Source organism: Actinokineospora lacus (assembly GCF_053813445.1).
Genome location: NZ_JBQERA010000008.1, coordinates 134,750 through 155,614, shown reverse-complemented (window position 1 = coordinate 155,614; position 20,865 = coordinate 134,750). Strand labels below are relative to the sequence as shown.

17 protein-coding genes are annotated in these 20,865 nt (G+C 71.5%); 4 read left to right on the top strand and 13 right to left on the bottom strand.

Features of this window, described 5'->3' with window-relative positions:
• Positions 1 to 5: 5 nt before the first annotated feature.
• From ACTG9Q_RS21095 to ACTG9Q_RS21040, 12 genes are all read right to left on the bottom strand, one after another.
• On the bottom strand, positions 6 to 5,159 hold the full coding sequence (locus tag ACTG9Q_RS21095; RefSeq protein WP_455574558.1) for a type I polyketide synthase: 5,154 nt from the start codon (positions 5,157 to 5,159) through the stop codon (positions 6 to 8).
• Between the two features lie 28 nt (positions 5,160 to 5,187).
• Positions 5,188 to 5,583, bottom strand: a complete 396-nt coding sequence (locus tag ACTG9Q_RS21090; RefSeq protein ID WP_455574557.1) for an acyl carrier protein — start codon at positions 5,581 to 5,583, stop codon at positions 5,188 to 5,190.
• 130 nt (positions 5,584 to 5,713) lie between these two features.
• Positions 5,714 to 6,934: a beta-ketoacyl-[acyl-carrier-protein] synthase family protein gene (locus ACTG9Q_RS21085; protein ID WP_455574556.1), complete on the bottom strand. Its 1,221-nt coding sequence runs from the start codon at positions 6,932 to 6,934 to the stop codon at positions 5,714 to 5,716.
• Complete coding sequence (locus ACTG9Q_RS21080) at positions 6,934 to 7,170, bottom strand: acyl carrier protein (protein WP_455574555.1); 237 nt, start codon at positions 7,168 to 7,170, stop codon at positions 6,934 to 6,936. The genes ACTG9Q_RS21085 and ACTG9Q_RS21080 overlap by 1 nt, the downstream gene beginning before the upstream one ends.
• A gap of 47 nt (positions 7,171 to 7,217) precedes the next feature.
• Positions 7,218 to 8,210, bottom strand: a complete 993-nt coding sequence (locus ACTG9Q_RS21075; RefSeq protein WP_455574554.1) for a VlmB-like protein — start codon at positions 8,208 to 8,210, stop codon at positions 7,218 to 7,220.
• A 164-nt stretch (positions 8,211 to 8,374) separates the two neighbouring features.
• A complete protein-coding gene (locus ACTG9Q_RS21070; RefSeq protein ID WP_455574553.1) occupies positions 8,375 to 8,890 on the bottom strand; it encodes a hypothetical protein in 516 nt (171 codons plus the stop codon).
• A gap of 15 nt (positions 8,891 to 8,905) precedes the next feature.
• A complete protein-coding gene (locus tag ACTG9Q_RS21065) occupies positions 8,906 to 9,394 on the bottom strand; it encodes a type II toxin-antitoxin system RatA family toxin (protein WP_455574552.1) in 489 nt (162 codons plus the stop codon).
• A gap of 7 nt (positions 9,395 to 9,401) precedes the next feature.
• Positions 9,402 to 10,709 (bottom strand): aspartate aminotransferase family protein, encoded by a 1,308-nt coding sequence (locus ACTG9Q_RS21060; RefSeq protein ID WP_455574551.1) that lies wholly within the window; start codon positions 10,707 to 10,709, stop codon positions 9,402 to 9,404.
• 10 nt (positions 10,710 to 10,719) lie between these two features.
• Positions 10,720 to 11,859, bottom strand: a complete 1,140-nt coding sequence (locus tag ACTG9Q_RS21055) for an acyl-CoA dehydrogenase family protein (protein WP_455574550.1) — start codon at positions 11,857 to 11,859, stop codon at positions 10,720 to 10,722.
• Between the two features lie 16 nt (positions 11,860 to 11,875).
• Positions 11,876 to 13,534, bottom strand: coding sequence for an aldehyde dehydrogenase family protein (locus ACTG9Q_RS21050; protein ID WP_455574549.1), 1,659 nt, complete (start codon positions 13,532 to 13,534; stop codon positions 11,876 to 11,878).
• A gap of 123 nt (positions 13,535 to 13,657) precedes the next feature.
• On the bottom strand, positions 13,658 to 15,082 hold the full coding sequence (locus tag ACTG9Q_RS21045; RefSeq protein ID WP_455574548.1) for an MmgE/PrpD family protein: 1,425 nt from the start codon (positions 15,080 to 15,082) through the stop codon (positions 13,658 to 13,660).
• Entirely contained in the window at positions 15,082 to 16,023 is a 942-nt protein-coding gene (locus ACTG9Q_RS21040; RefSeq protein ID WP_455574547.1) for a diacylglycerol/lipid kinase family protein, read from the bottom strand. The genes ACTG9Q_RS21045 and ACTG9Q_RS21040 overlap by 1 nt, the downstream gene beginning before the upstream one ends.
• Positions 16,024 to 16,203: 180 nt before the next feature.
• On the opposite strand from ACTG9Q_RS21040, the gene ACTG9Q_RS21035 reads away from it, so the two are divergent.
• The 4 genes from ACTG9Q_RS21035 to ACTG9Q_RS21020 all read left to right on the top strand — a co-directional run bounded on the left by ACTG9Q_RS21035 (position 16,204) and on the right by ACTG9Q_RS21020 (position 19,677).
• Positions 16,204 to 17,205, top strand: a complete 1,002-nt coding sequence (locus ACTG9Q_RS21035) for a DUF2156 domain-containing protein (protein ID WP_455574546.1) — start codon at positions 16,204 to 16,206, stop codon at positions 17,203 to 17,205.
• 170 nt (positions 17,206 to 17,375) lie between these two features.
• On the top strand, positions 17,376 to 18,413 hold the full coding sequence (locus tag ACTG9Q_RS21030) for a fatty acid desaturase family protein (protein ID WP_455574545.1): 1,038 nt from the start codon (positions 17,376 to 17,378) through the stop codon (positions 18,411 to 18,413).
• Between the two features lie 120 nt (positions 18,414 to 18,533).
• Positions 18,534 to 19,052 carry a helix-turn-helix domain-containing protein gene (locus ACTG9Q_RS21025; protein WP_455574544.1) on the top strand — a complete coding sequence of 173 codons (519 nt, stop codon included), beginning with the start codon at positions 18,534 to 18,536 and terminating at the stop codon, positions 19,050 to 19,052.
• Positions 19,053 to 19,077: 25 nt separating this feature from the next.
• On the top strand, positions 19,078 to 19,677 hold the full coding sequence (locus ACTG9Q_RS21020) for a PIN domain-containing protein (RefSeq protein ID WP_455574543.1): 600 nt from the start codon (positions 19,078 to 19,080) through the stop codon (positions 19,675 to 19,677).
• On the opposite strand, the gene ACTG9Q_RS21015 is transcribed toward ACTG9Q_RS21020, so the two are convergent.
• A complete protein-coding gene (locus ACTG9Q_RS21015; protein WP_455574542.1) occupies positions 19,652 to 20,818 on the bottom strand; it encodes a saccharopine dehydrogenase family protein in 1,167 nt (388 codons plus the stop codon). The two genes, ACTG9Q_RS21020 and ACTG9Q_RS21015, sit on opposite strands and share 26 nt — an antisense overlap.
• Between the last annotated feature and the right edge of the window lie 47 nt (positions 20,819 to 20,865).

The following is a 20,865-nucleotide window of genomic DNA, read 5'->3' as shown; positions in this document are numbered from 1 at the left end:
CTCCCTCACGCGGCCGCTGCGGCGGGCGCGCTCATGCACTGGTCGACGAACGCGGCGAGCCGGGTCGGCGTCGGGTGGTCGAAGGTGACCCCGGAGGGCAGCGGCACGCCGACCGCGGACTCCACGGAGTTCTTCAGGTCGACCGAGGCCAGCGAGTCCATGCCGAGGCGGACGAACTCGGTGTTCGGGTCGACGTCGGCGAGGTCGTCGATGTGCAGGATGCGCGCGACGGTGCCGCGGATGTGCTCCCGCAGCGCCACCACCCGGTCCTCGGTGGACATGCCCGCCAGGGCGACGAGGTCGAGCCCGCCGTCGGCGTCGGCGCGGGTGTGCAGCTCGCTGTAGAGGCCGCTGGCCACCGGCTTGGCCGAGGTGAAGCGGGCCCAGTCCACCTCGCCCGCGGCCACCTGCGGCGCGTCGCGGCGCAGCAGCACGGCCAGCGCCCGCAGCGCCTTCTCCGGGGAGAAGTAGAAGACGCCCTCGTGCTCCAGGGCCTTGACGTGCAGCTCGGAGAGCCGCGCCGACATGCCGACCTGCGACCACGGGCCCCAGTTGACCGCCAGGGCGGGCAGGCCGGAGGCGGCCCGCCAGTGGCAGAGCTGGTCCAGGAAGGCGTTCGCCGCGGCGTAGTTGGACTGCGACATGCCGCCGACCACCGACGCCGCCGAGGAGTAGGCGACGAAGAAGTCCAGGCCGAGCGGGGCGGTGGCCTCGTGCAGCAGCCACGAGCCGTACACCTTGGGCCCGAACAGCCCGTCGAGGGACTCCCAGGTCTGCGCCGGGATCGGCGCGTCGGCCAGCGCGCCTGCCGCGTGCACGACACCGGCCAGCGGGTGCTCGCCCCCGGCCAGCTCCCCGACGATCCGGTGGACGTCGGCGGGCACCGACAGGTCGCCCAGCAGCACGGTCACCTCCGCCCGGTCGCGCAGCCGGTCCCAGATCGGGGCGGCGTCGGCCGCGGGGGTCCCCCGCCTGCCGACCAGCGCGATGTGGCGGGCGCCGAGGTCGACCAGCTTCTCGGCGGTGACCAGGCCCAGCGCGCCCAGGCCACCGGTGATCAGGTACGTGCGGTCCGGCCGCACCGGGGTCTCCCGCACGGGCGCCTCGGCGTCGGGGCCGTAGGGCCGCAGGCGCTTGGCGTAGCGCTGACCACCCCGGTAGGCGACCTGGAAGTCGCCGGTGTCGGTGGCGGTCAGCTCGGCGAACAGGCCGTCGAGGCTGTCGGTGTCGACCAGGGTCGGCCGGTAGGTGGGGTACTCGTTGAGCAGCACCTGCGCGAAGCCCCACAGCGTCGACGCCGCGAGCCGGGTGCTGTCGTCGCCGGGCAGCACCTGGGCGTTGCCGGTGACCAGCCACAGCCGCTGCCCGCGCCCGAACCCGTTGTCCGCCAGCGTCTTCAGGGTCGCCAGCAGGTCGGTGAAGTTGTGCTCGTTCTCCGCCCGCAGCCACTCGACGCCCTCGCCGGGCAGCGACTGCCAGCACCACACGACGTCGGTCGGGTTCTCCGCGAGCGCGGCGGCCAGGCCGTTGTCCGAGGCGATGACGGTCGCGCCCAGGGTGTCGGCGGGCGCCTGGGCACCCAGCAGCACGACCCGGCGGCCCGCGTCGGCCGGGGTGGCGGCCATCGGCACCCAGTGCATCCGGTGCAGGAAGTGCCGTGGCGCGGCCCCGTCCGGGTCGACCCGGCGCAGGCCCACCCCGTCGAGCGCGGCGATGACCCGCGCGCCCTCGTACAGGGTCACCGACGCGACCAGGTCCTCGTCCACCTCGGCGGCGGGCGCGAGCCGGACCACGGCGCGCAGCACCTCCGCGCGCGGCTTCTTGGCCAGCACCAGCCGCTCCAGCCGGACCGGCCGGTAGGCGGCGCCGGGCAGGGCGGCGGTGACCGCGTGCCACACGCCGTCGAGCAGGGAAGCGGGCAGGTGCTCGGCGGCGCCCAGCTCCGGGGTCAGCAGCTCGGCCACGGCCAGGCCCGCGTCGAGCACGCGGACGCCGCGCACCGGCGTGTGGCCCGCGCTCAGCCCGGCCTTGTCGACCAGGTCGTAGACCTCGGCGCCGGTCAGCTCCGTGCCGCCGTCGGGCACCGGCGGGCCGTCCCGCACGTCCGCGGGCTCCTCCCCCAGCGACGCCGTCGCCAGCAGGGAGTCCCCGGCGTAGACCTCGACGGACGCGCCGTCGCCCGCCTGGGTGACGACCGTGCGCAGGGCGACCGGCTCGTCCTCGGCGAACACCGGCGGCTGCGCCAGCCGGACGTCGCGCACCAGCCGCGTGGTCTCGCCGAACACCGTGTCCTGCACGGCGTACAGCAGGTCCAGCACCGCTCCGGCCGACAGCACGGACTTGCCCGCGACGACGTCCACGTCGGACGCGCCGACGGCGGCGCGGAACTCGCGCCCGCCGGACTCGCCGGGCGTCTCGGCGCCCAGCAGCGGGTGCCCGCCGCCGCGCCCGGACTGCGCCCACGCGCCCTTGCCCTCGGGCAGCCAGTAGCGCTTGCGGTCGAAGGCGTAGGTGGGCAGCGTCAGGGGGACCGACGGGACACCGTGGAAACCGGTCCAGTTGACCGGCACGCCCGCGGTGTAGAGCTGCGCGAGCGACTTGCGGATGGTCGCGCCCTCGGCGTCCTTGGAGTGCACGCTGGTCAGCCAGCGGTGGTCGTCGGCGTTCACGCACTTCTTCGCCAGCCCGCTGAGCTGCGCCGACGGGCCGATCTCGATGAACACGTGCTTGCCGCGCCGCTCCAGGGCCGCCATGCCCGCGGCGAAGTCGACCGCCTCGCCGATGTGGCGCACCCAGTACTCCGGGTCGGAGATCTGGTTGTAGCGCGCCACCTTGCCGGTGAGGTTGGAGATCAGGGTCAGCTTCGGCTCGTGGAAGGCGATGTCGGCGAAGACCGCGCGGAACTCGTCGAACACCTCGGCCATCAGCGGGGAGTGGAAGGCGTGGGAGACCGCGAGCGCCTTGGCCTTGATGCCGCGCTCGGCCAGCGCGGCCGTGACCTCGGCCAGCGACGCCTCGCCGCCGGAGACCACGCACTGCGACGGCGCGTTGTAGGCGGCCATCGCCAAGTCTGCGTACCCGGCCAGCAGCGGCTCGACCTCCTCGGCGGGCGCGGTGACCGCGACCATCCCGCCGGGCGCGCTCACCGACTGCATCAGCCGTCCGCGCGCCGCGACCAGCTTCACCGCGTCGGGCAGGGTGAACAGCCCGGCCACGGTGGCGGCCACGACCTCGCCGATGCTGTGCCCGATCAGCGAGGTCGGCTTCGCGCCCCAGGACATCCACAGCTGGGCCAGGGCGTACTCCAGGGCGAACAGCGCGGCCTGGGTGTAGCGGGTCTGGTCGATCACGCCGTCCTCGGCGTCACCGAGCAGCAGCGCCCGCACCGAGCGGCCCAGCAGCGGCTCGAACAGCGCGTCGATCTCGTCCACGGTGGCGGCGAACAGCGGGTAGTCCCGGTAGAGGGAGGCGCCCATGCCCAGGTACTGCGAGCCCTGCCCGGTGAACAGGAACGCCAGCTTGCGGCCTTCCGGGACGGCGGTCTCGGTGTCGGCCTGCCGCTCCAGGAAGGCGTCCAGCCCGGCGACGTCGCGCACCAGCCCGGCGACCCGCAGCGGGAAGTGCGCCCGCCCGGTCGTCGCGGTGCGCGCCAGCTCGGCGAGGTCCACGTCGGGGTTGTCCGCCAGGTACTCGCGGTAGCGGGTGATCTGCGCGGCCAGCGAGCGCCGGTTCTTCGCCGAGAGGGCGAACACGGTGCCCGCCTCGGGCATCGGCGCCGCGGTCCTGACCGGCGCGGGCGGGGCCTGCTCGATCACCGCGGCGGAGATCGTGCCGCCGAACCCGAAGCTGTTGACCAGCGCGCGCTTGATCTCCGCCGTCCACGGCCTGCACGAGGTGGGGATCTCCACCGGGTAGCTCGACCAGGGGATGCGGCCGGAGAGCGTGGTGAGGTTCAGGTGCGGGAAGATCGTGGACTCCCGCAGCTGCAGGACGGTCTTGATGACCCCGACCACCCCGGCGACCGGCTCCATGTGGCCCAGGTTCGTCTTCACCGAGCCGACCGGGATCGGCGCGCTGCGCGTGTGCGAGGCGCTGAACACGTCGGCGATGGCGCCCATCTCGATCGGGTCGCCCAGCGGGGTGCCGGTGCCGTGCGCCTCGACGTAGGAGATGTCCTTGGGCTCCAGCGCGGCGGCGGCGATCGCCGTGCGCATCACCTTCTCCTGCGCAGGTCCATTGGGGACGGTCAGGCCCGCGCTGTCGCCGTCCTGGCCGACGGCGGTGCCGCGGATCAGGGCGAGCACGGTGTCGCCGTCGCGGCGGGCGTCGGAGAGCCGCTTGAGGACCAGCATGCCGCAGCCCTCGGCGCGGGCGTAGCCGTCGGCGGACTCGTCGAAGGTCTTGCACCGGCCGTCGGGGGCGAGCATGTTGGCCGCGGAGAAGATGACCTGCGTGCGCGGGTGGTGCAGCGCGTTGACGCCGCCCGCCAGCGCGATCTCGCACTCACCCGAGCGCAGGCCCTTGACCGCCAGGTGGATCGCGGTCAGCCCGGAGGCGCACGCGGTGTCCACGGTCATGCAGGGCCCGTGCCAGCCGAGGAAGTACGACAGGCGCCCCGACAGCGGGAAGAACGTCACCCCGGAGGCGAGGTGGCCGTCGAGCTCGGGGTAGGAGAGCTGGTCCATCTCGAAGGCGTAGTCGATGGAGCTGGCGCCCACGTAGACCCCGCCGGTGCCCTTGCGCAGGGGGGTCGGGTCGATGTTGGCGTGCTCCAGGGCTTCCCAGGAGGTCTCCAGCAGCAGGCGCTGCTGCGGGTCCATGTACTGGGCTTCCTTGGGCGAGATGTTGAAGAACGGCGCGTCGAACAGGTCAAGGCGCTCCAGGTAGCCGCCGTTCTCCGCGCGGATCTTGCCCTGGTCGGACTCGCCCGTCGGCACGAACGCGTCGTGGTCCCAGCGGTCGCGCGGCAGCGGCCCGATGCCCGAGCGGCCCTCCCGCAGGAACTCGGCGAACTCGGCGGGCGTGCGGGTCTCCCCGGGGAAGCGCAGACCCATGCCGACGATCGCGATGGGTTCGTACTTCTCCAGCATCAGCTCCCGGATGGTTGCCCGCTGGCGCGCCACCGTCGCGCGCAGCTGGTCCGGGTCCGGCTCGGTCATGGGGCCTCCGTGGTCGGGCCGCGGCCGATCAGGCGCGGTACAGGTCCTGCAGTAAGTCGTCGACTAGCGCCTTGTCCGAGGCGCTGACCCCCGCCGCTTCCGGCGCGGGCGCGCTCTTGCCGAACACGTCGGTGAGGACGTCGGACATCAGGTAGGCCACCAGGTCGCGCACGGTGGGCCGGTTGAACAGCGCGTTGGCGCTGATCTCGCAGTCCAGCGCGACCTCCAGCCTGCGCTTGACGTCGGTGATGCGCAGCGAGGTCAGGCCGAGCTCGAAGAACGCCTTGTCCACCGGCAGCGTCTCGCTGTCGTCCATCAGCATCGCCGCGCGGAACTCGGCGACGACGGTCGCCTCCAGCGCGTCGGGTCGTTCCGAGGCGGGCAGCGCGAGCAGCGCCTCGACGGTGTTGGTCCGTACGGTCATGATCCGCCTCCACAATGACGTGTCCTGCAAGGGAATCCGATCACGGTTGCCTGATCGGGGTCTGATCGTGGGCTGACGGCAGCGGGGGCCGCGCGTGTGAACGCGCGGCCCCCGCTGTCTCATGCCGGGGTCAGGCGGCGGCGATGGCCAGCACCGCGTTCTGCCCGCCGAACCCGAAGGAGTTGCTCAGCACCAGGCCCGACGAGACCGGCGTCGCCGTCAGCGCGACGTCGATGTCGATGCGCGGGTCCAGCCGGGTGGTGTTCGCCGTCGGCGGCACCACCCCGTGTTCCATCGCCAGCACCGAGAACACGGCCTCGGCCGCGCCCGCGGCGCCCATCATGTGCCCGGTGACGCCCTTGGTGGAGGTCACCAGGGGCCGGTGTGGCAGGACTCTGGCGAGCACCTGCGCCTCGACCAGGTCGTTGAGCGGCGTGGACGTGCCGTGCGCGTTGACGTGCACGACATCGCGGGCGCAGGCGCCCGCCTCGGCCAGCGCCGCGTTGATGGCCGCCTGCACGCCCTTGCCGTCGGGGTCGGGCGAGGTGACGTGGTGGGCGTCGGCGGTGGCGCCGTAGCCCAGCACCCGGCCCCGGACGCGCCTGCCCGCCGCGACCGCGTCGGCCACCCGCTCCAGCACCAGCATCGCCGCGCCCTCGGCGCCGACGAACCCGTCGCGGTCGGTGTCGAAGGGCCTCGACGCCAGCAGTGGGTCCTCCCGTTTGGACAGTGCGCCCATCCGGGCGAACCCGGCCATGGTGACCGGGTTCAGCAGGGCCTCGGTCCCGCCCGCGAGCACGATGTCGCAGCGGTCCCTGGCCAGCAGGTCCCTGGCGATGCCGATGGCCGTCGCCCCGGACGCGCACGCCGTGGCCACCACCATGTTCGGCCCGCGGGCGCCGAACTCCATGGCCACCTGCCCGGCGGCCATGTTCGACAGGTGCATCGGCAGCAGCAGCGGGGAGACCCAGGCGGGGTTCTCCTCCAGCAGCACCCGGTGCTGGGCCTCGAAGGTCTCCGCCCCACCACCGGCGCTGCCGATCACCACAGCCACCCGGGCGCCGTCCCAGGTCTCGGTGTCGAGACCGGCGCTGGTGACGGCCTCGTGCGCGGCGACCAGGGCCAGCTGGACGAAGCGGTCCAGCCGGTGGGCCTTGCGGCCCCCCAGGCGCTCGGCAGGGTCGAAGCCAGGCACCCGGCAGGAGATCGACACCGGGTTGGCGGCGAGGACGGGGTCGTGGGCCGCGCGGGACCGGCCCGACAGCACGGCCGCCCAGCTGGGCTCGACCCCGATCCCGCCGGGGGTGACCAGGCCCAGCCCGGTCACCGCGACGTCGTCGGGGCCTGCCATCAGACCGTCACGCTCCCGGCGCGCTGCTCCATCAGGGCCACGATCTCGCCGACGGTGTCGAGCTCCATCAGCTCGTCGTCGCTGATCTTGAGGCCGAGCTCCTTCTCCAGCACCAGCGACAGCTCGACCACGGCGAGGGAGTCCAGCTCGACGTCTTCCTTGGTCGCCTCGGCGATGATCTGGTCCGGGCTGACCTTGAGCTTGTCGACCAGGATCGTCTTCAGGGTCTCGAACACGGCGTTCTCCTTAACCTTGGTGGGGATCGGTCCGGCGGACGCCGGTCTCAGGCCGCCGCGGCGGCGGCGCCGCCGGACAGCCAGTCGGTGGGCAGGCCCATGAAGGCCATCCGGGAGGCGGCCATCTCGTCGGTCCAGCGCTCGGCGGCGTCGTAGCGCTCCTCCGGCGTGGTGTCGAGCATCCGCACGCCCGGCCACAGCTCGTAGTCGGCGACGAGGTCGGCGTGGCGGAGCATGCCCTCCTGGAACAGCTCCTCGCGGTGGATGACGTACTCGCGGTCGGGCACCTCGTTCCACAGCTGCCTGCCCGCCTCCAGGATCTCCAGCAGCCGCGGCCGGTAGCCCGGGGTGACCGCCAGGTGATCGCGCAGGATCGTCGAGCCCACCACCAGGTGGCGGATCTCGTCGATGGAGGTGCCGCGGGAGATCTCGCCCGCGGCCGGGTCCAGCACGCCCCACTTGCGCTCGCTGAGCTCAGCGGCCGGGGCGAGCACGCCCTCGATGACGATGGTGAACACCGCGACGCCGCCGTAGAAGTCCTTGCGGTCGCGCACGATGTCCAGCGCGTAGTCCTCCACCGGCGCGAGCACGCGCTTGCGGTAGTCCGCGGTCATCTCCTCGATCTCGCGGAAGAGCCGGTCCCGCGCCACGCCCATCTCGACCAGGTGCTCGCGGAACACCCGCGCGTGCCGGGCCTCGTCGATGAGCTGGGTGGCGAAGAACTCCATCTCCGGGATGCCGGGGGCGTTGGCCACGTAGTGCGAGAGCACCCGGGTGGCCAGCTCCTCCGACAGCGCGCGGAAGCCGAACTCCAGCACCAGCGCCTCGCGCAGCGGGTGGCCCTTCTGCCGCATGTAGTCCGGGACCAGCGCGTCAGGGGTGTGCCCGGTGGCGCCGCGCCCGGCCAGGGTGCCCTGGGCGACGTCGGTGAACCAGTAGGCGAGGTTGCAGTGCTCCGCGGTGAGCACCAGCTCCTTGGCGCCGTCGAGCAGGCTCGGGGCGTTGTCGAAGTCGGCCTCGGGCGCGATTGCGTTGGTCACTGGTCCGCCTCCCCGTCATTAACCATGGTGGACACGTTGGGTCGCCACTCTCCGGTTTGGTGTGTGTCGGTGGCCGGGTTGCGTCCCGTTCCCCTTGGGTGCGGCCGGCAGCCACGCCCTTGGCGACCGGAGGTTGACGCAGCGGGTGTCATCGCCTCTCCTTGTTACGAGCGGCCCGCGAGCGCGGGCGCCTGCTCGGCCTTGGCCGCGGGGGCGTGGCCGCCCTCCGGGCCCTTCTGCTTGATGCCCAGCTCGTCGAGCATCCGCTGGTAGGCGGGCTGCGCGACGGGCTCGAACGGCAGGCCGAGCGGCTTCATGAAGTTGCCGAAGATGGCACGGTCGCCGAACAGGTGGAACGGGATGATCAGCAGTGCCCACTCGGGACCGAGGGTGAGGCACCACACCAGGATGACCGCGCCCTGCGTGACCATCGAGTGCATCACGTTGTAGAGGACGTAGTACGCCTTGTGGATCTGGCCGCCCGCGGCCTTCTTGAAGGCGATCGCGCCGGGCAGGTAGCCGATCAGGTCGATGTAGAAGAACAGGCCGACGGCGACCCACCAGCGCACATCGGAGATGTTCCACACCATCAGGCCGGTGACGACCACCAGGCCGAACAGGTACTCCGCGCGGTGCGCCTTGAACGTGTTGGGCGTCTCGTAGGGGTTGAGCTGGTCCATCGTGGACTCCTGGTCTTACTGGCCCGGCGTGGTGGCCGCGGCGGGGGTGAGCTGGAGGTCGCCCGTGAAGGACACCTCGGGGAAGGAGCCGTCGATGGCCCACGCCACCGTCTCCCGGATGACCCGCTCGGCGATCGGGTCGAGGATGCCCTCCATGGAGGGGATGCCGAAGTCGAAGTCGGCGTCGAAGCGGACGACCGTGTCGGCGCCGTCCTGCTCAAAGCGCCACACGCCCGCCAGGACGTCGAAGTCGCCGTCCTCCTGCTCGAACTCGACGGTCAGGCCCGCCAGGTCCAGCTTCTCGGTCTCGGTCCAGCGCAGCAGGCCGCTGCGGAAGTACAGCTCCCAGCTGGAGGTGCCGGTCGCGCTGGGCAGGGTCTCGTGCACCGTGGTGGCCCGCACGTGCGGGGCCAGCTCCGGGTAGCGGTCGAACCGGACCAGCGCGCGGAACGCGTCCTCTGCGCTGGTGTCGCGGACCCTGGCTTCCAGGTCAACGTGTCGCATCGCGGGCTTACCTGCCTTCCGGCATCGTGGCCGAGTTGGTGATGAGGTCGCGGGTGGCCTGGTCGAACGCGGACAGCAGGGTCTGCGCCTCGGTGTCGGTGAGGATCGCCGGGGGCGTGAAGCGCACGACGGCGCTGCCGGTCATCGAGTGGTTGGCCACCACGCCGTTGTTGAACAGCTCGGTCAGCAGCTCGCCCGCCAGGCCCGGCTCGACCAGCTCGACGCCGATCAGCAGGCCCTGGCCGCGCACGTCCTTGACCAGGTGTCCGATGTTGCGGTACGCGATGTCGGCGATGCGGGGCAGCAGCTGGTTGCCCAGCTCCATCGCCCTGGTGACCAGCCGCTCCTCCTGCAGCGCGCGGATCGAGCCCTTGACCGCGGCCATGAGCACCGGCATCCCGGCGAAGGTGCCGGTGTGCAGGAACGGGTCCTTGTCGAAGGGCTTGAACGCCTTGCGGGTGGCGATGGCCGCCGACACCGGCATGACGCCGCCGCCGATGGACTTGCCCGCCAGCAGCACGTCCGGGGTGATCTCCTCCAGGTCCGCGCCCCACCACTCGCCGAGGCGGCCCATGCCGGTCTGCACCTCGTCGAGGATCAGGAACCCGCCGTACTCGCGGACCAGGGACTCGACCTGCTTGAGGTAGCCCGCCGGGGGCAGGATGACGCCCGCCTCGCCCTGCACCGGCTCCAGGATCACCGCGGTCTCGCCGGGGTGGGCCTTGAGCTGGGCCTCCAGCGCGTCGGCGTCACCGAAGGGGATGTGGGTGAAGTCGGGGATGAGCGGGCGGAACGGCTTCTGGTAGACGTCCTTGGCCGTGGCCGACAGCGCGCCCAGGGACTTGCCGTGGTAGCCGTTGACCATCGACACGGTGCGCTTGAACCCGTTGGCGCGGGCCAGCTTCAGCCCGGTCTCGACGGCCTCGGCTCCCGAGAGCGAGAAGTGCACCCGGTCCAGGCCCTTGGGCACCACCGAGCACAGCATCTCGGCGGCCTCCGCGGCGGTGGGCTCCAGCAGGATGCGGGTGCCCATCGGGTTGGTCGCGAGCTGGCGCTGGACTTCTTCCAGCACGATCGGGTGGCGGGCGCCGAGGATGAACACCCCGTAGCCGCCGCAGTTGAGGAAGCGCTCCCCGTCGCTCGTGGTCAGCCAGGCGCCGTCGGACTGGGCCTCGACGTGGCAGCCGAACAGCTCGGCCAGGGTGGCCCGGCCGCGGCTGAGGTGGGTGCGGTAGAGGTCGAGCACGCGCTGCTCGGCCGCGCCGTGGTCGGCGGTGGGCGTCGCGGGCACGTGTGCTCTGGCCATCGCGGTCATGACGGTCCTTTCAGGACAGGACGAGCGGCTCGCCGCCGAAGTAGGCCACCAGGGACTCCGCGACCGAGGCCCGCGACGGCGGGTGGAAGGCCAGCGGGCGCACGCCCGAGGCGAGCCGGGCGCTGTCGGCCGAGGTGATGAAGTCCAGCCCGCCCAGCAGTTCCAGGGCGACCGCGGTGGACTCGGCGATGAGCTGCTGGGCGCCGAAGCGGGCGACCAGGGCGGCCGCGACGGCCTCCTCGCCGTCCACGCCGTCCAGCACCGCGCGGGCGGTGCCCTCCAGCAGGCCGAACGCCGACTCGACCTTGATCGCCAGGGCCGCCTGCTCCCCGGCGCCGCCGCGGTTGCGCTCCAGCACCTTCTCCACCAGCGCGCCCGCCGCGCCGACGTAGCCCGCGGAGATCAGCAGCTCGAACCAGACGAACCCGGCCAGCTGCAGCGCCTCCATGCGCTCGGGGTCCTCGTCGGTGGTGCGGATGACCAGGTCCTCGGGGATGAAGACGTCCTTGAGCCGCACCTCCTCGCTCTCGGCCGCGGCCAGCACGTCGTTGCCCCAGAAGGGGTGCACCGAGATGCCGGGGCTGTCGGCCGGGATCAGCGCCATCGCCAGCTTCGGCTCGCCGGTCTTGCCCGGCACCGCGATGCTGGCGGTCAGCAGGTCCATCGAGCCCGAGAGGCTGCACGGCTTCTTGGTGCCGTTGAGCAGGTAGCCGCCCTCGACCGGGACCGCCTTCACCGCGGGGGTGAGGATGTTCTGCTCCGTGCGGCCCTCGGCCCACCCGGAAGCCATGATCTTGCGCTCGGGCACGACCGACTTGAGCACCTCGATCTGGGCCCCGGTGAGCCTGCCCTCGGTGGGAGCCAGGGCGTAGAGCGTCGCCGCGGTGAAGTGGTGCATGGTCGCGGCGGCGGCCAGCGAGGGCGACAGCGAGCCCAGGGCCCGCATCACCTGCACGGCCTGCACCAGGTCGGCGCCCGCGCCGCCGTGGTTCTCCGGCACCAGCAGGGCGACGCCCTCGTGGGCGCGGAAGAGGTCGATCACCGGGCTGCCCGGCGCCTCCCGCTCCGCGAAGGTCAGCTCCTTGAGGGCGCCGACGAGACCGGGGTGGAACTGCTCGCACACCTCGCGAGCGGCATCGAGGGATCGCACGTCGAACCTCCAGTGATCATGCGCCGTCGAAGACGGCCTGGCGTGGGCGGATACCGGTGGCGATACTCACGCCCTGCACGTGCGAGGTCTTGAGCATCGGGTAGTTGGCCTCGCCGTAGACGCCGCCGGTGAGGCCGGTGCCGCCGTGGCTGGGCAGGTAGGGCAGGAAGCCGATGTGCGAGTCGTTGACCTTGAGCAGGCCACCGTTCACGATGCGCTGCACGAACAGGTCGATGACCTCGTCCGAGCGCGCCCACAGCGAGTTGCGCAGGCCGTAGTCGTTGGTGTTGACGAAGTCGACGAACGCCTCCAGCAGCTCCAGGTCGGTGGAGGCCGCCGGGACGATCACCGGCAGCAGCGGGAAGAACGTCTCGTGCTTGACCATGTCCATCTCGCGCGAGGTGTCCAGGCCGTTGACCCGCAGCACGGTCGGCTGCAGGAACACGCCGGTCTCCGACGGGGTGCCGTCGACCTCCATCCGGCCGCCGCCGCTGATCAGCTCCGCGCCCCGCTCGATCGCCTGGCGCTGCAGCGCGAAGAACTTCTCCGCGCGGCGCACCGGGGAGAGCAGCACGTCCTCCTGGTCGGGGTAGCCGGGCTTGACGTCGAGGATCTCGGTCTTGATCCGGGCGATCAGCTCGTCGGCGATGTCCGGGTGGACCACGACGCAGTTGGGCACCATGCAGATCTGGCCGGAGCCGTAGAAGCACTCCAGCACCGCCTCGACGGCCGCGTCGAGGTCGGCGTCCTTCCAGATGACGATGGTGTCGTTGCCCGCCAGCTCCAGGATCGGCTTCTTGCCGTTGGCGATGCAGCGCTCCTGCAGCTTCAGGCCCTCCTCGGAGCCGCCGACGAAGAAGATGTCGTCGACCAGCGGGCTCTCGACCCACCGGTCGGTGGTCTGCTTCGGGTTACTGCACAGGGCGTTGAGCACGCCGGGCGGGGCGCCGACCTCCTCCAGCAGCGGGGCGATCAGCTCGCGGCAGAGGTACATCGTGGACAGTGGGATGCTGCGCGGCGCCCGCACGACGACGGCGTTGCCCGCCATCAGCGGCAGCACGGCCAGCGCGGCCGACGGCCCGGCGGCGTTCTGCGGCGGGTTGAAGCACACCACGCCGTCGGGCTGGCGGCGCACGATCAGCCTGCGGTTGCCGTAGGAGAACTCCTTGTGCATCTGCTCGGCGTACCACTCGACGCTCTCGGCGCCGTAGAGCTGGTACAGGCAGCTCAGTTCCCAGCGGGCCAGCTTGACCGGGTGCGACTCGGCGACCAGCAGCTCGAGGAACTCGTCCTGGTTCTCCTTTAGGGTCTCGCGGAACAGCTCGCCCAGGCGCAGGCGGCGCTCCAGCGGGACCCTGGCCCACTCCTTCGCCGCCTCCGCGGCGGACACCAGCGACTCGTCGATGTGCGCGGTGGAGGCCACCGCGCAGCGCCCCACCACGTAGCGGTGCTGGGAGGCGGCGTCATCGGGGTCCTTCTCCAGCGCCCGCTTGAGGCTGATGCTGGTGAAGACGTCCTCCAGCAGGGAGGCCGCGCTGGTGGTGTAGACCCAGCCGTCGCCCGGGACGTCCTTGCCGCCGATGAACAGGTCATAGCTGCGCAGCGGCTTGTCCCGGCCGGGGGCCTCCGCCGTCCCACCGGATATCTGGTGGGGATCTCCCTCAAAAAGCATCATCGAATGCCCTTCCCGACAGTCAGCGGGTACGTGACGAATTCCCGGCGCGCATTCCGCGGTCCGCGTCACCGACTCTCGCAGAATCGTCTGACCGGTCCCTGACACCGCGGTGATGAGAAACCCTCAACTCAACGCGGCACGCAGCCAGGACCGCAGTTCCCCCGTGGTCATCGACTCGATTTTCGGGGCGGCGTCGGCTATTTCCGGGTCGCCGCCGGTGGAAAGGAATTTCGCCCGCATCAGCTCGGTGTGACCGGCCCGGGTGTCCGGGCCGGCCGCGCCGAGCGGGATGCTGCGCTCTTTCGTCCTCGTGGTGCCGTCTTTCAGGTGGACGGTGACCCGCGCGGGGGTCGCCTTCGTGGCGGTGGCGAAGTCCGTCCGCCCGGCGGGGACGGTGCCGTCCAGGCCGAAGGAGCGCAGCCACGGTTCCGCGCGCGGGCCCGCCATGCGCAGGGCCGCGCCGAAGGGGGCGTCGGAGGCCAGCAGCTCGCGGGTCATCTCCGGGTCGTGCGCCAGGCGCACCTTCCCGGCCAGGTCCCACCGTTGTCGGTCCTCGGTGGCCGGGCGCTCCAGGTCGGCGGTGGTGAGGTGGCCGGTCAGCAGGGCGGTCGCGACGGGGTAGGCCACGTCGAGCACGAGCGCGCCCAGCGGGGAGTCCGCGCCGTCGACGTAGCGCCGGGCCGTGCGCTCGGCCATCAGGGTGTACGCCGACGCCTCGACCACGACCTCGTCGATGTCGCTTTCCCGCAGTGGCGCGAGTTCGGCGGCGCAGTCCACGGCGGCGTCGATCCCGGGGCCGCCGGGGTGCAGCTTGAACGACAGCGTCTCGGTGTGCCACTGCTCGCCGAGGGCGTGGTCGATCTGCTCGGGCAGCGCGACGGTGGCGAAGCGGGCCAGGAAGCCGTCGGGGTGCTCCATCAGGTCGGCGGCGCCGGTGAGGCCCGCGTGCGCGGCGTCGCAGGCGTCCAGCGCGGTGCGGACCGGGGTCATCGTGCACAGCAGGCGGGCGTCGCTGGCCAGGAAGGCGCGTAGCAGCGGCCAGTTCGGCATGGCGAAGGCGAGGCCGAAGGCGTCGGTCCAGCGGTCCCGGTGCGCGCCCTCGCACTTGAGCCTGCCCGCGACCGCGCCCGCGAGGTGGGTGTGCACCGCGCTCTGGCCGCGCAGCGGGCCCAGGGTGGCCGCGGCGGTGATCCGGGCGGCGCACTCGTTGGCGGTGACGACCGCGGTGATGAGCTCGGCGCCGTCCTCGGCGTAGGCCAGCGGCACGGCGACGGTGGAGTTGGACAGGTGCCCGGCGTAGGCGGTGTCATCGAGGTTGAGCCAGGAGCCCAGGGCGGCCAGCACGCAGGCGGCGGCCTTGCGGTCGGGCTGGGCGGGGCCGCCGAACGCGGCGGTGAGCTTGGCCGCGCTCGGGTGCGCCATGCCCGCGCGGATCGCCGCGAGCTGGGAGAGGACCTGGCTGGCGGCCAGTTCCCGGACGCGCGCGGGGATGTCGTCGGGGCGCAGCCCGGCCGCCCAGGCGGCCAGGTTCTCCAAGCGGGTGCCCATCACCAGGCTGGGCCCGCGGCGATGGCCGGGTCGACCCACACCGGCAGCGCGCCCGGCGAGACCCGCAGGCTCATGCTGGAGGCGGTGTCGGCGACCAGCTCGCCGTCGTGCTCGAAGACCAGGTTCTCCCCGTCGAGGCGCTCCACGGTGATCCGGCTGCCGCGTCCATAGTAGACACCGGGCTCGCCGACGTGCGCGCCCGTGCGGACGAGGTCCGGGATCTGGGCCAGCGGCACGCGGTCGCTGACCACGCACACGTCCAGCAGGCCGTCGGTCAGCTCCGAGAGCGGGAGCAGCAGGTACTGGCCGCCGCGGTAGCGACCGCCGCCGACGTTGGCCAGCACGGTGTCGCCCTCGTAGAGCACCTTGCCGTCCACGCTCACCCGGCCCGGGTAGGGCCGGTGCGCGGCGAGCGCGTCGCCGAACGCCTTGGCGTAGCGGGCCCGCCCGGCCAGCGGGGTGCGCTTGGCGAAGTCCAGTGCCTCGGCGACGACGCCGGAGCAGGCGCCGAGGCAGACGACGGTGCCGGTCTCGGCCAGCCGGGCCAGGTCCAGCCTGCGCCGCACGGCGTCGCCCGCGACCACCGCGCGCAGCGCCTCGGCCCACGGCCGGTCGCCCCACAGCATCCGGTACACCGAGTTGCCGGTCCCGCCCGGGACCACCAGGAGCGTGGCCGTCGCGGAGCCCGCCATCCCCTCGACCACCTCGCGGACGGTGCCGTCGCCGCCGACGGCGACCACCAGCTCCGGCGGCGTGCGCCCGGCCAGGGCCCGCCGCACGGTCTCGGTCGCGTCGCCGCGGGCGGTGGTGACGTGCATGGTCGTCTCGGCGTGCGCGGCGCAGGCGTCGCGCACCGCCGAGAGCAGCGCGTCACGCGCGCTGCCCGCGGCCGGGTTGGCGATCACCAGCGCCCGACCCGGGTAGGACACTGGCCCACTCATCGGCATGCTCCCCGCGCGTTTCGGCTGTCCGCCGAGGAATCGGCGCCCAGACAACACCCTCTCCACCCGATCTGACCAGGGCCTGATGGGGAACTGACAGTGCCTTTCATCGCCATTGCGCCGGTGCTCTACTGAGCGCTGCCTCGCCGAGAAAGCCACACGCAGAAAGGGGTGCCAGGCGTGACCAGCACAGTGAGCAGGACAGATATCCCGGCGCTGGACGCGATCCGGGCGTACACACAGGCCGAGAACGCATCAGCCTTCCTCGCGCTCAACAAGGGAACCGCGACCTTCACCAGCCCGCTCGCCCAGGGCGCGGTGGCATACCGGCGCGCCGGGAACTACCTCGTGCAGTTCGGCGGGGTGTTCGCCCCGCCGGAGGACTACGACCGCCTGCTGGCGGCCTTCCTCGACTACGCCACCGCGGAGGGCTGCAAGGTCGTCTCCGTGCAGTTGCAGCGCCACGACGCCGAGATCTACGCCCGGCACGGCTTCACCGTCAACCAGATGGGCGCTTCGTGGGCGGTGTCGCTGCCGGAGTTCACCCTCCGCGGCACCCGCTTCATGCAGCTGCGCAACAAGATCTCCCGCGCGTTCCGCAATGGACTGGTCGTGCAGGAGGCCACCGCGGAGCACTTCGCGGGCTCCATCACCGAGATCGACCGCTCGTGGCTGTCCTCGAAGGGCGAGGGCGCCCACCAGCTGGAGTTCCTGGTCGGCGAGATCGGCGGGGACGGCGCCCCGCACCGGCGGCTCTTCCTCGGCACCATCGACGACAAGCCGGTCGGCTACATCTCCTACTCCCCGGTGTACGGCACCCGGCACGGCTGGATGCACGACCTCTCCCGGCGCATCCCGGAGACCTCGCCCGGTCTGATGGAGGCCATCAACTCCACCGCGATCGAGACCTTCCGCGCCGAGGGCGTGCCGTGGCTGCACTTCGGCTTCACCCCGTTCACCGGCCTGGACTCCACCCAGGAGATCCCGGGGCACAACCTGGGCTACCAGTGGCTGATGCACGCGCTGTTCGCCCAGGGCGGGGACCTGTACCCGGCGCAGAGCCAGTTGGCGTACAAGCAGAAGTGGGCGCCGTCGCTGGTGATCCCGGAGTACATCGCCTTCCCGGACCGCGCCTCCCTGCACGCGTTCGCCCACGTCTTCCGCGCCTGCGGCGCCTTCTGATCGGAGCCAGTCGTGTCCACTGAGGAATTGATGCAAGCCACCGTAGGCCAGCTGATGGGCATTTTCGGCGCGCCCGACGACGAGGCAGTCGCCGAGGCCGCCGACGACACCCTGGCCGCCCTGCACGAGGCCCTCGCGGGCTGATCACCGTTTAGCTGAGGAGTCACGGCATGCAGTCAACGCAAGTCAGCACCAACACAGGCTCGGCGACCTTCACCGAACTGCTGCGGCGGGTCAAGGCGGAGGGCCTGCTGGACCTCCAGGCGGGCTGGTACTACCGGCGTATCGGCGTGAACCTGGCGATGCTGGCCGCGGGCATCGCCGCGTTCTTCGTCCTGGGCGACACCTGGTGGCAGGTGGTCAACGCCGTCTGGATCGGCCTCTGGTGCGCCCAGGCGTCCTTCATGTTCCACGACGCGGGCCACAAGTCGATGTTCCGGGCCCGCGCGTCGGCGACGGTGGTCGGCTACACCCACGCGAACCTCGTCAACGGGTTCAGCTACGGGTGGTGGGTCAACCACCACAACCGCCACCACAGCCACCCCAACCACCTCTCGCTCGACCCGGACATCGGTCGGCGGACGGCGATCTTCGACATCAAGCAGTACGCCTCCAGGACGCCGGTGCAGCGCTTCATCGTGCGGCACCAGTCGGTGCTCTTCTTCCTCTTGTTGACCCTGGAGTCGTACAAGATGCAGAAGACCGCGGTGAAGATGATCCGCGACCGGGAGGTCAAGAACCCCGTTCTGGAAGCCACCCTGATCGTCGTGCGCCTCGCGGTGTACCTGACCTGCCTGTTCCTGGTCCTGTCCCCGGTCCTCGCGGTGGTGTTCCTGCTGGTCCAGCAGGCCGTGATGGGCGTCTACTTCGGAATGATCTTCGCCCCCAACCACAAGGGCATGGAGATCCGCGACGGCGAGGAGGAAACCCTGGACTGGCTGGAGCGCCAGGTGCTGACCTCCCGCAACATCAACCCGTCCCCCCTGATCGACTTCATGTACGGCGGGCTGAACTACCAGATCGAGCACCACCTGTTCCCCTCGATGCCCCAGGGCAGCCTGGCCAGGGCCCGGGAACTGACGATGGAGTACTGCGCCGAGAAGGGCATCCCCTACGTGGAGATGGGCTTCTGGGCCTCGTACAAGGAGGTCGCCACCTTCCTCCACGACGTCAGCGCCCCAGCCCGCCGCGGCGAGGTAGCGGTCTGACGCTCCGACTCTGACGCCCTGACGGTGGAGGCTCCCGCACACCAGCGGGGGCCTCCGCCGTTCGCCAGCTAGACGCACGAAACGAAAGATGTTACGTTTCGTGCGTCTAGGAGGTGCGGTATGCGGGCGGCACAGAAAAAGGCCCAGGTGGTCCAGCCTGGGAAGGATGGGCAGCAGGTTGCCCGGGTCCTCGACTTCTTCCAGGCGCACGACCCAGAGCAGGGGCCTTTCCACCTGGTCGGCGCCGACCCCGATGACCGGGTCGAACTCCCGGCGGACCTGGCCCGCCTGGTCCGCCGGGTGGCCGAGGACCTGCACCGGGGTATGAACGTCTCGCTCGTGCCGACCGCGGCGATGCTGACCACCCAGGAAGCGGCGACGCTGCTCGGGGTCAGCAGGCCGACAGTCATCCGACTGCTCGATGAGAACAAGATCCCCTACGACAAGGTGAACAGTCACCGTCGCATTCGGCTGGCCGACCTCATGGCCTACCGGGACGAGCGCCGCTCAGAGCAGCGTGAAGCCATGGAGTCCCTGACCCTGAACTACGACCTCGACGAGGATTCCGAGGCCGCCACAGAGCACCTTCGAAAGGCCCGCCGCACTGTGGCGAGGCGCCGGGGTATCTCGAACGAGTGACGCCGGCCGCTGTCACCATTGCCCGGTGCTTTCGGCGGTTCTCGACACCTGCGTGCTGTGGCCCGGAATCCAGCGGGACTTCCTCCTGACACTGGCAGAAGCGGGCGTCTTCGATCCGCGCTGGAGTTCGGCGATACTCGACGAACTCGCGGCGGCCGAGGAAGACAAGCTCGTGGGGCGGGGCATGAGCCGCACCGCGGCCGTCCAGCGCGCTGAAGCCCTCGTAGCCGAGATGCGCCGAGCGTTCGATGCCGAGGTGGTCGGCTGCGACGAACTCGACGGAACCTTCGGTCTGCCCGATCCGATGGACGAGCACGTCTTGGCCGCCGCCGTTCTCGGCTCGGCCGACGTGATCGTCACCCACAACCTCAAGCACTTCCCCGCAGGCCTGATGCCCGCGGGCGTGACCGTCCTGCCACCAAGTCAGTTCACCGCGATGCTCGCCAGGGAACACCCGCATCTCGCCTTCGAGGCGGTCTGCACCATCGCGTGCCGCAGTGGACGGTTCGGCCCCTTCCTTGAGCCGCAGGACATCCTTGACATCCTGGAGAAGCGCTACGGGATGACCGAGACCGTCGAGATCCTGCACGAGGCGCTGCTCAGCCCTCCACCACCGAGAACGTGATGCCTGCCGCGATGAGGCGGGTCAGGAGGGCGTCGCCCATGGCCACGGCTGGGGTGACCTGGCCGGAGGTCTTCGGGTTGTCGTCGAAGGCCAGGGACAGGGCGGATTCGGCGAGCATCTTGGCGGTTTCGCCGTAGCCGGGGTCGCCGCCGGTGACTTCGGTGACCAGGCGGCGGGTGGGGGTGGTGGCGACGAAGCGGACCGTGAACCAGGACTTGGCGCGCTTCTCGGCTGACGGGCCCGCGCCGGGCTTGCGGCGGTTCAGGAGCCAGTTGCGGGTGGCCGGGACCTGGGCCAGGGCCATCAGGGCGCCGAGGCCGCCGACCACGCCGACGGCGGTCGGCAGGCGGGTGAACGCCACGTAGTGGCCGTAGGTGAAGTCGGGGCCGTAGCGCTCCAGCGCGGCCGCGGAGCGCAGGACGACCTGGGGATCGATGGTGGGCGCAGGCAGGGCCCACATCCCGGTGTCGGTGCGGTGGGGGCGGCCCGCGCCGTGGACGCGGGTGGGGCGGGGGTCCAGGGAGCGGCGCTGCTTGGCGACGGCGTTGCTCGACCTCATCCTGCTGAACGCGGTGATGGCCGAGTGGAAGGTGCCGCCGGAGAGGTCGCCGGAGGCGCGGACGTAGCCGTCGATCTTCACCGGACCGTCGATGGGGGCGAGCTTGCCGACGGTGTAGTACACGCCCAGGTCGTACGGGATGGAGTCGAAACCGGCGCTGTGGACCAGGCGGGCACCGGAGGCCGCGGCGGCGGCGTGGTGGCGGACGTAGCTCTGGTCGACGAACTCGGGCTCGCCGGTCAGGTCGACGTAGTCGGTGCCCGCCTCGGCGCACGCGGCGACCAGGGCGTCGCCGTAGTGCACGTACGGCCCGACCGTGGTGATCACGACCCGCGCGGCGGCGGCGACCGCGCGCAGCGACGCCGGGTCGGTCACGTCGGCGGTGAGCAGGTCCAGCGACCCCAGCGCCGGGTCGATGGACGCCAGCCGGGACCGGACACCGGCGAGTTTCGCCTGGTTGCGGCCCGCCAGCGCCCAGTGGCAGCCCGCTGGGGCGTGCTTGGCCAGGTACTCGGCGGTCAGCTCGCCGGTGAAGCCGGTGGCGCCGAACAGGACGATGTCGTACTCACGACCGGAGGGCATGGCCCGACATTACCCATCAGTAACGAGCCAGGCGACCCGGGATGGTC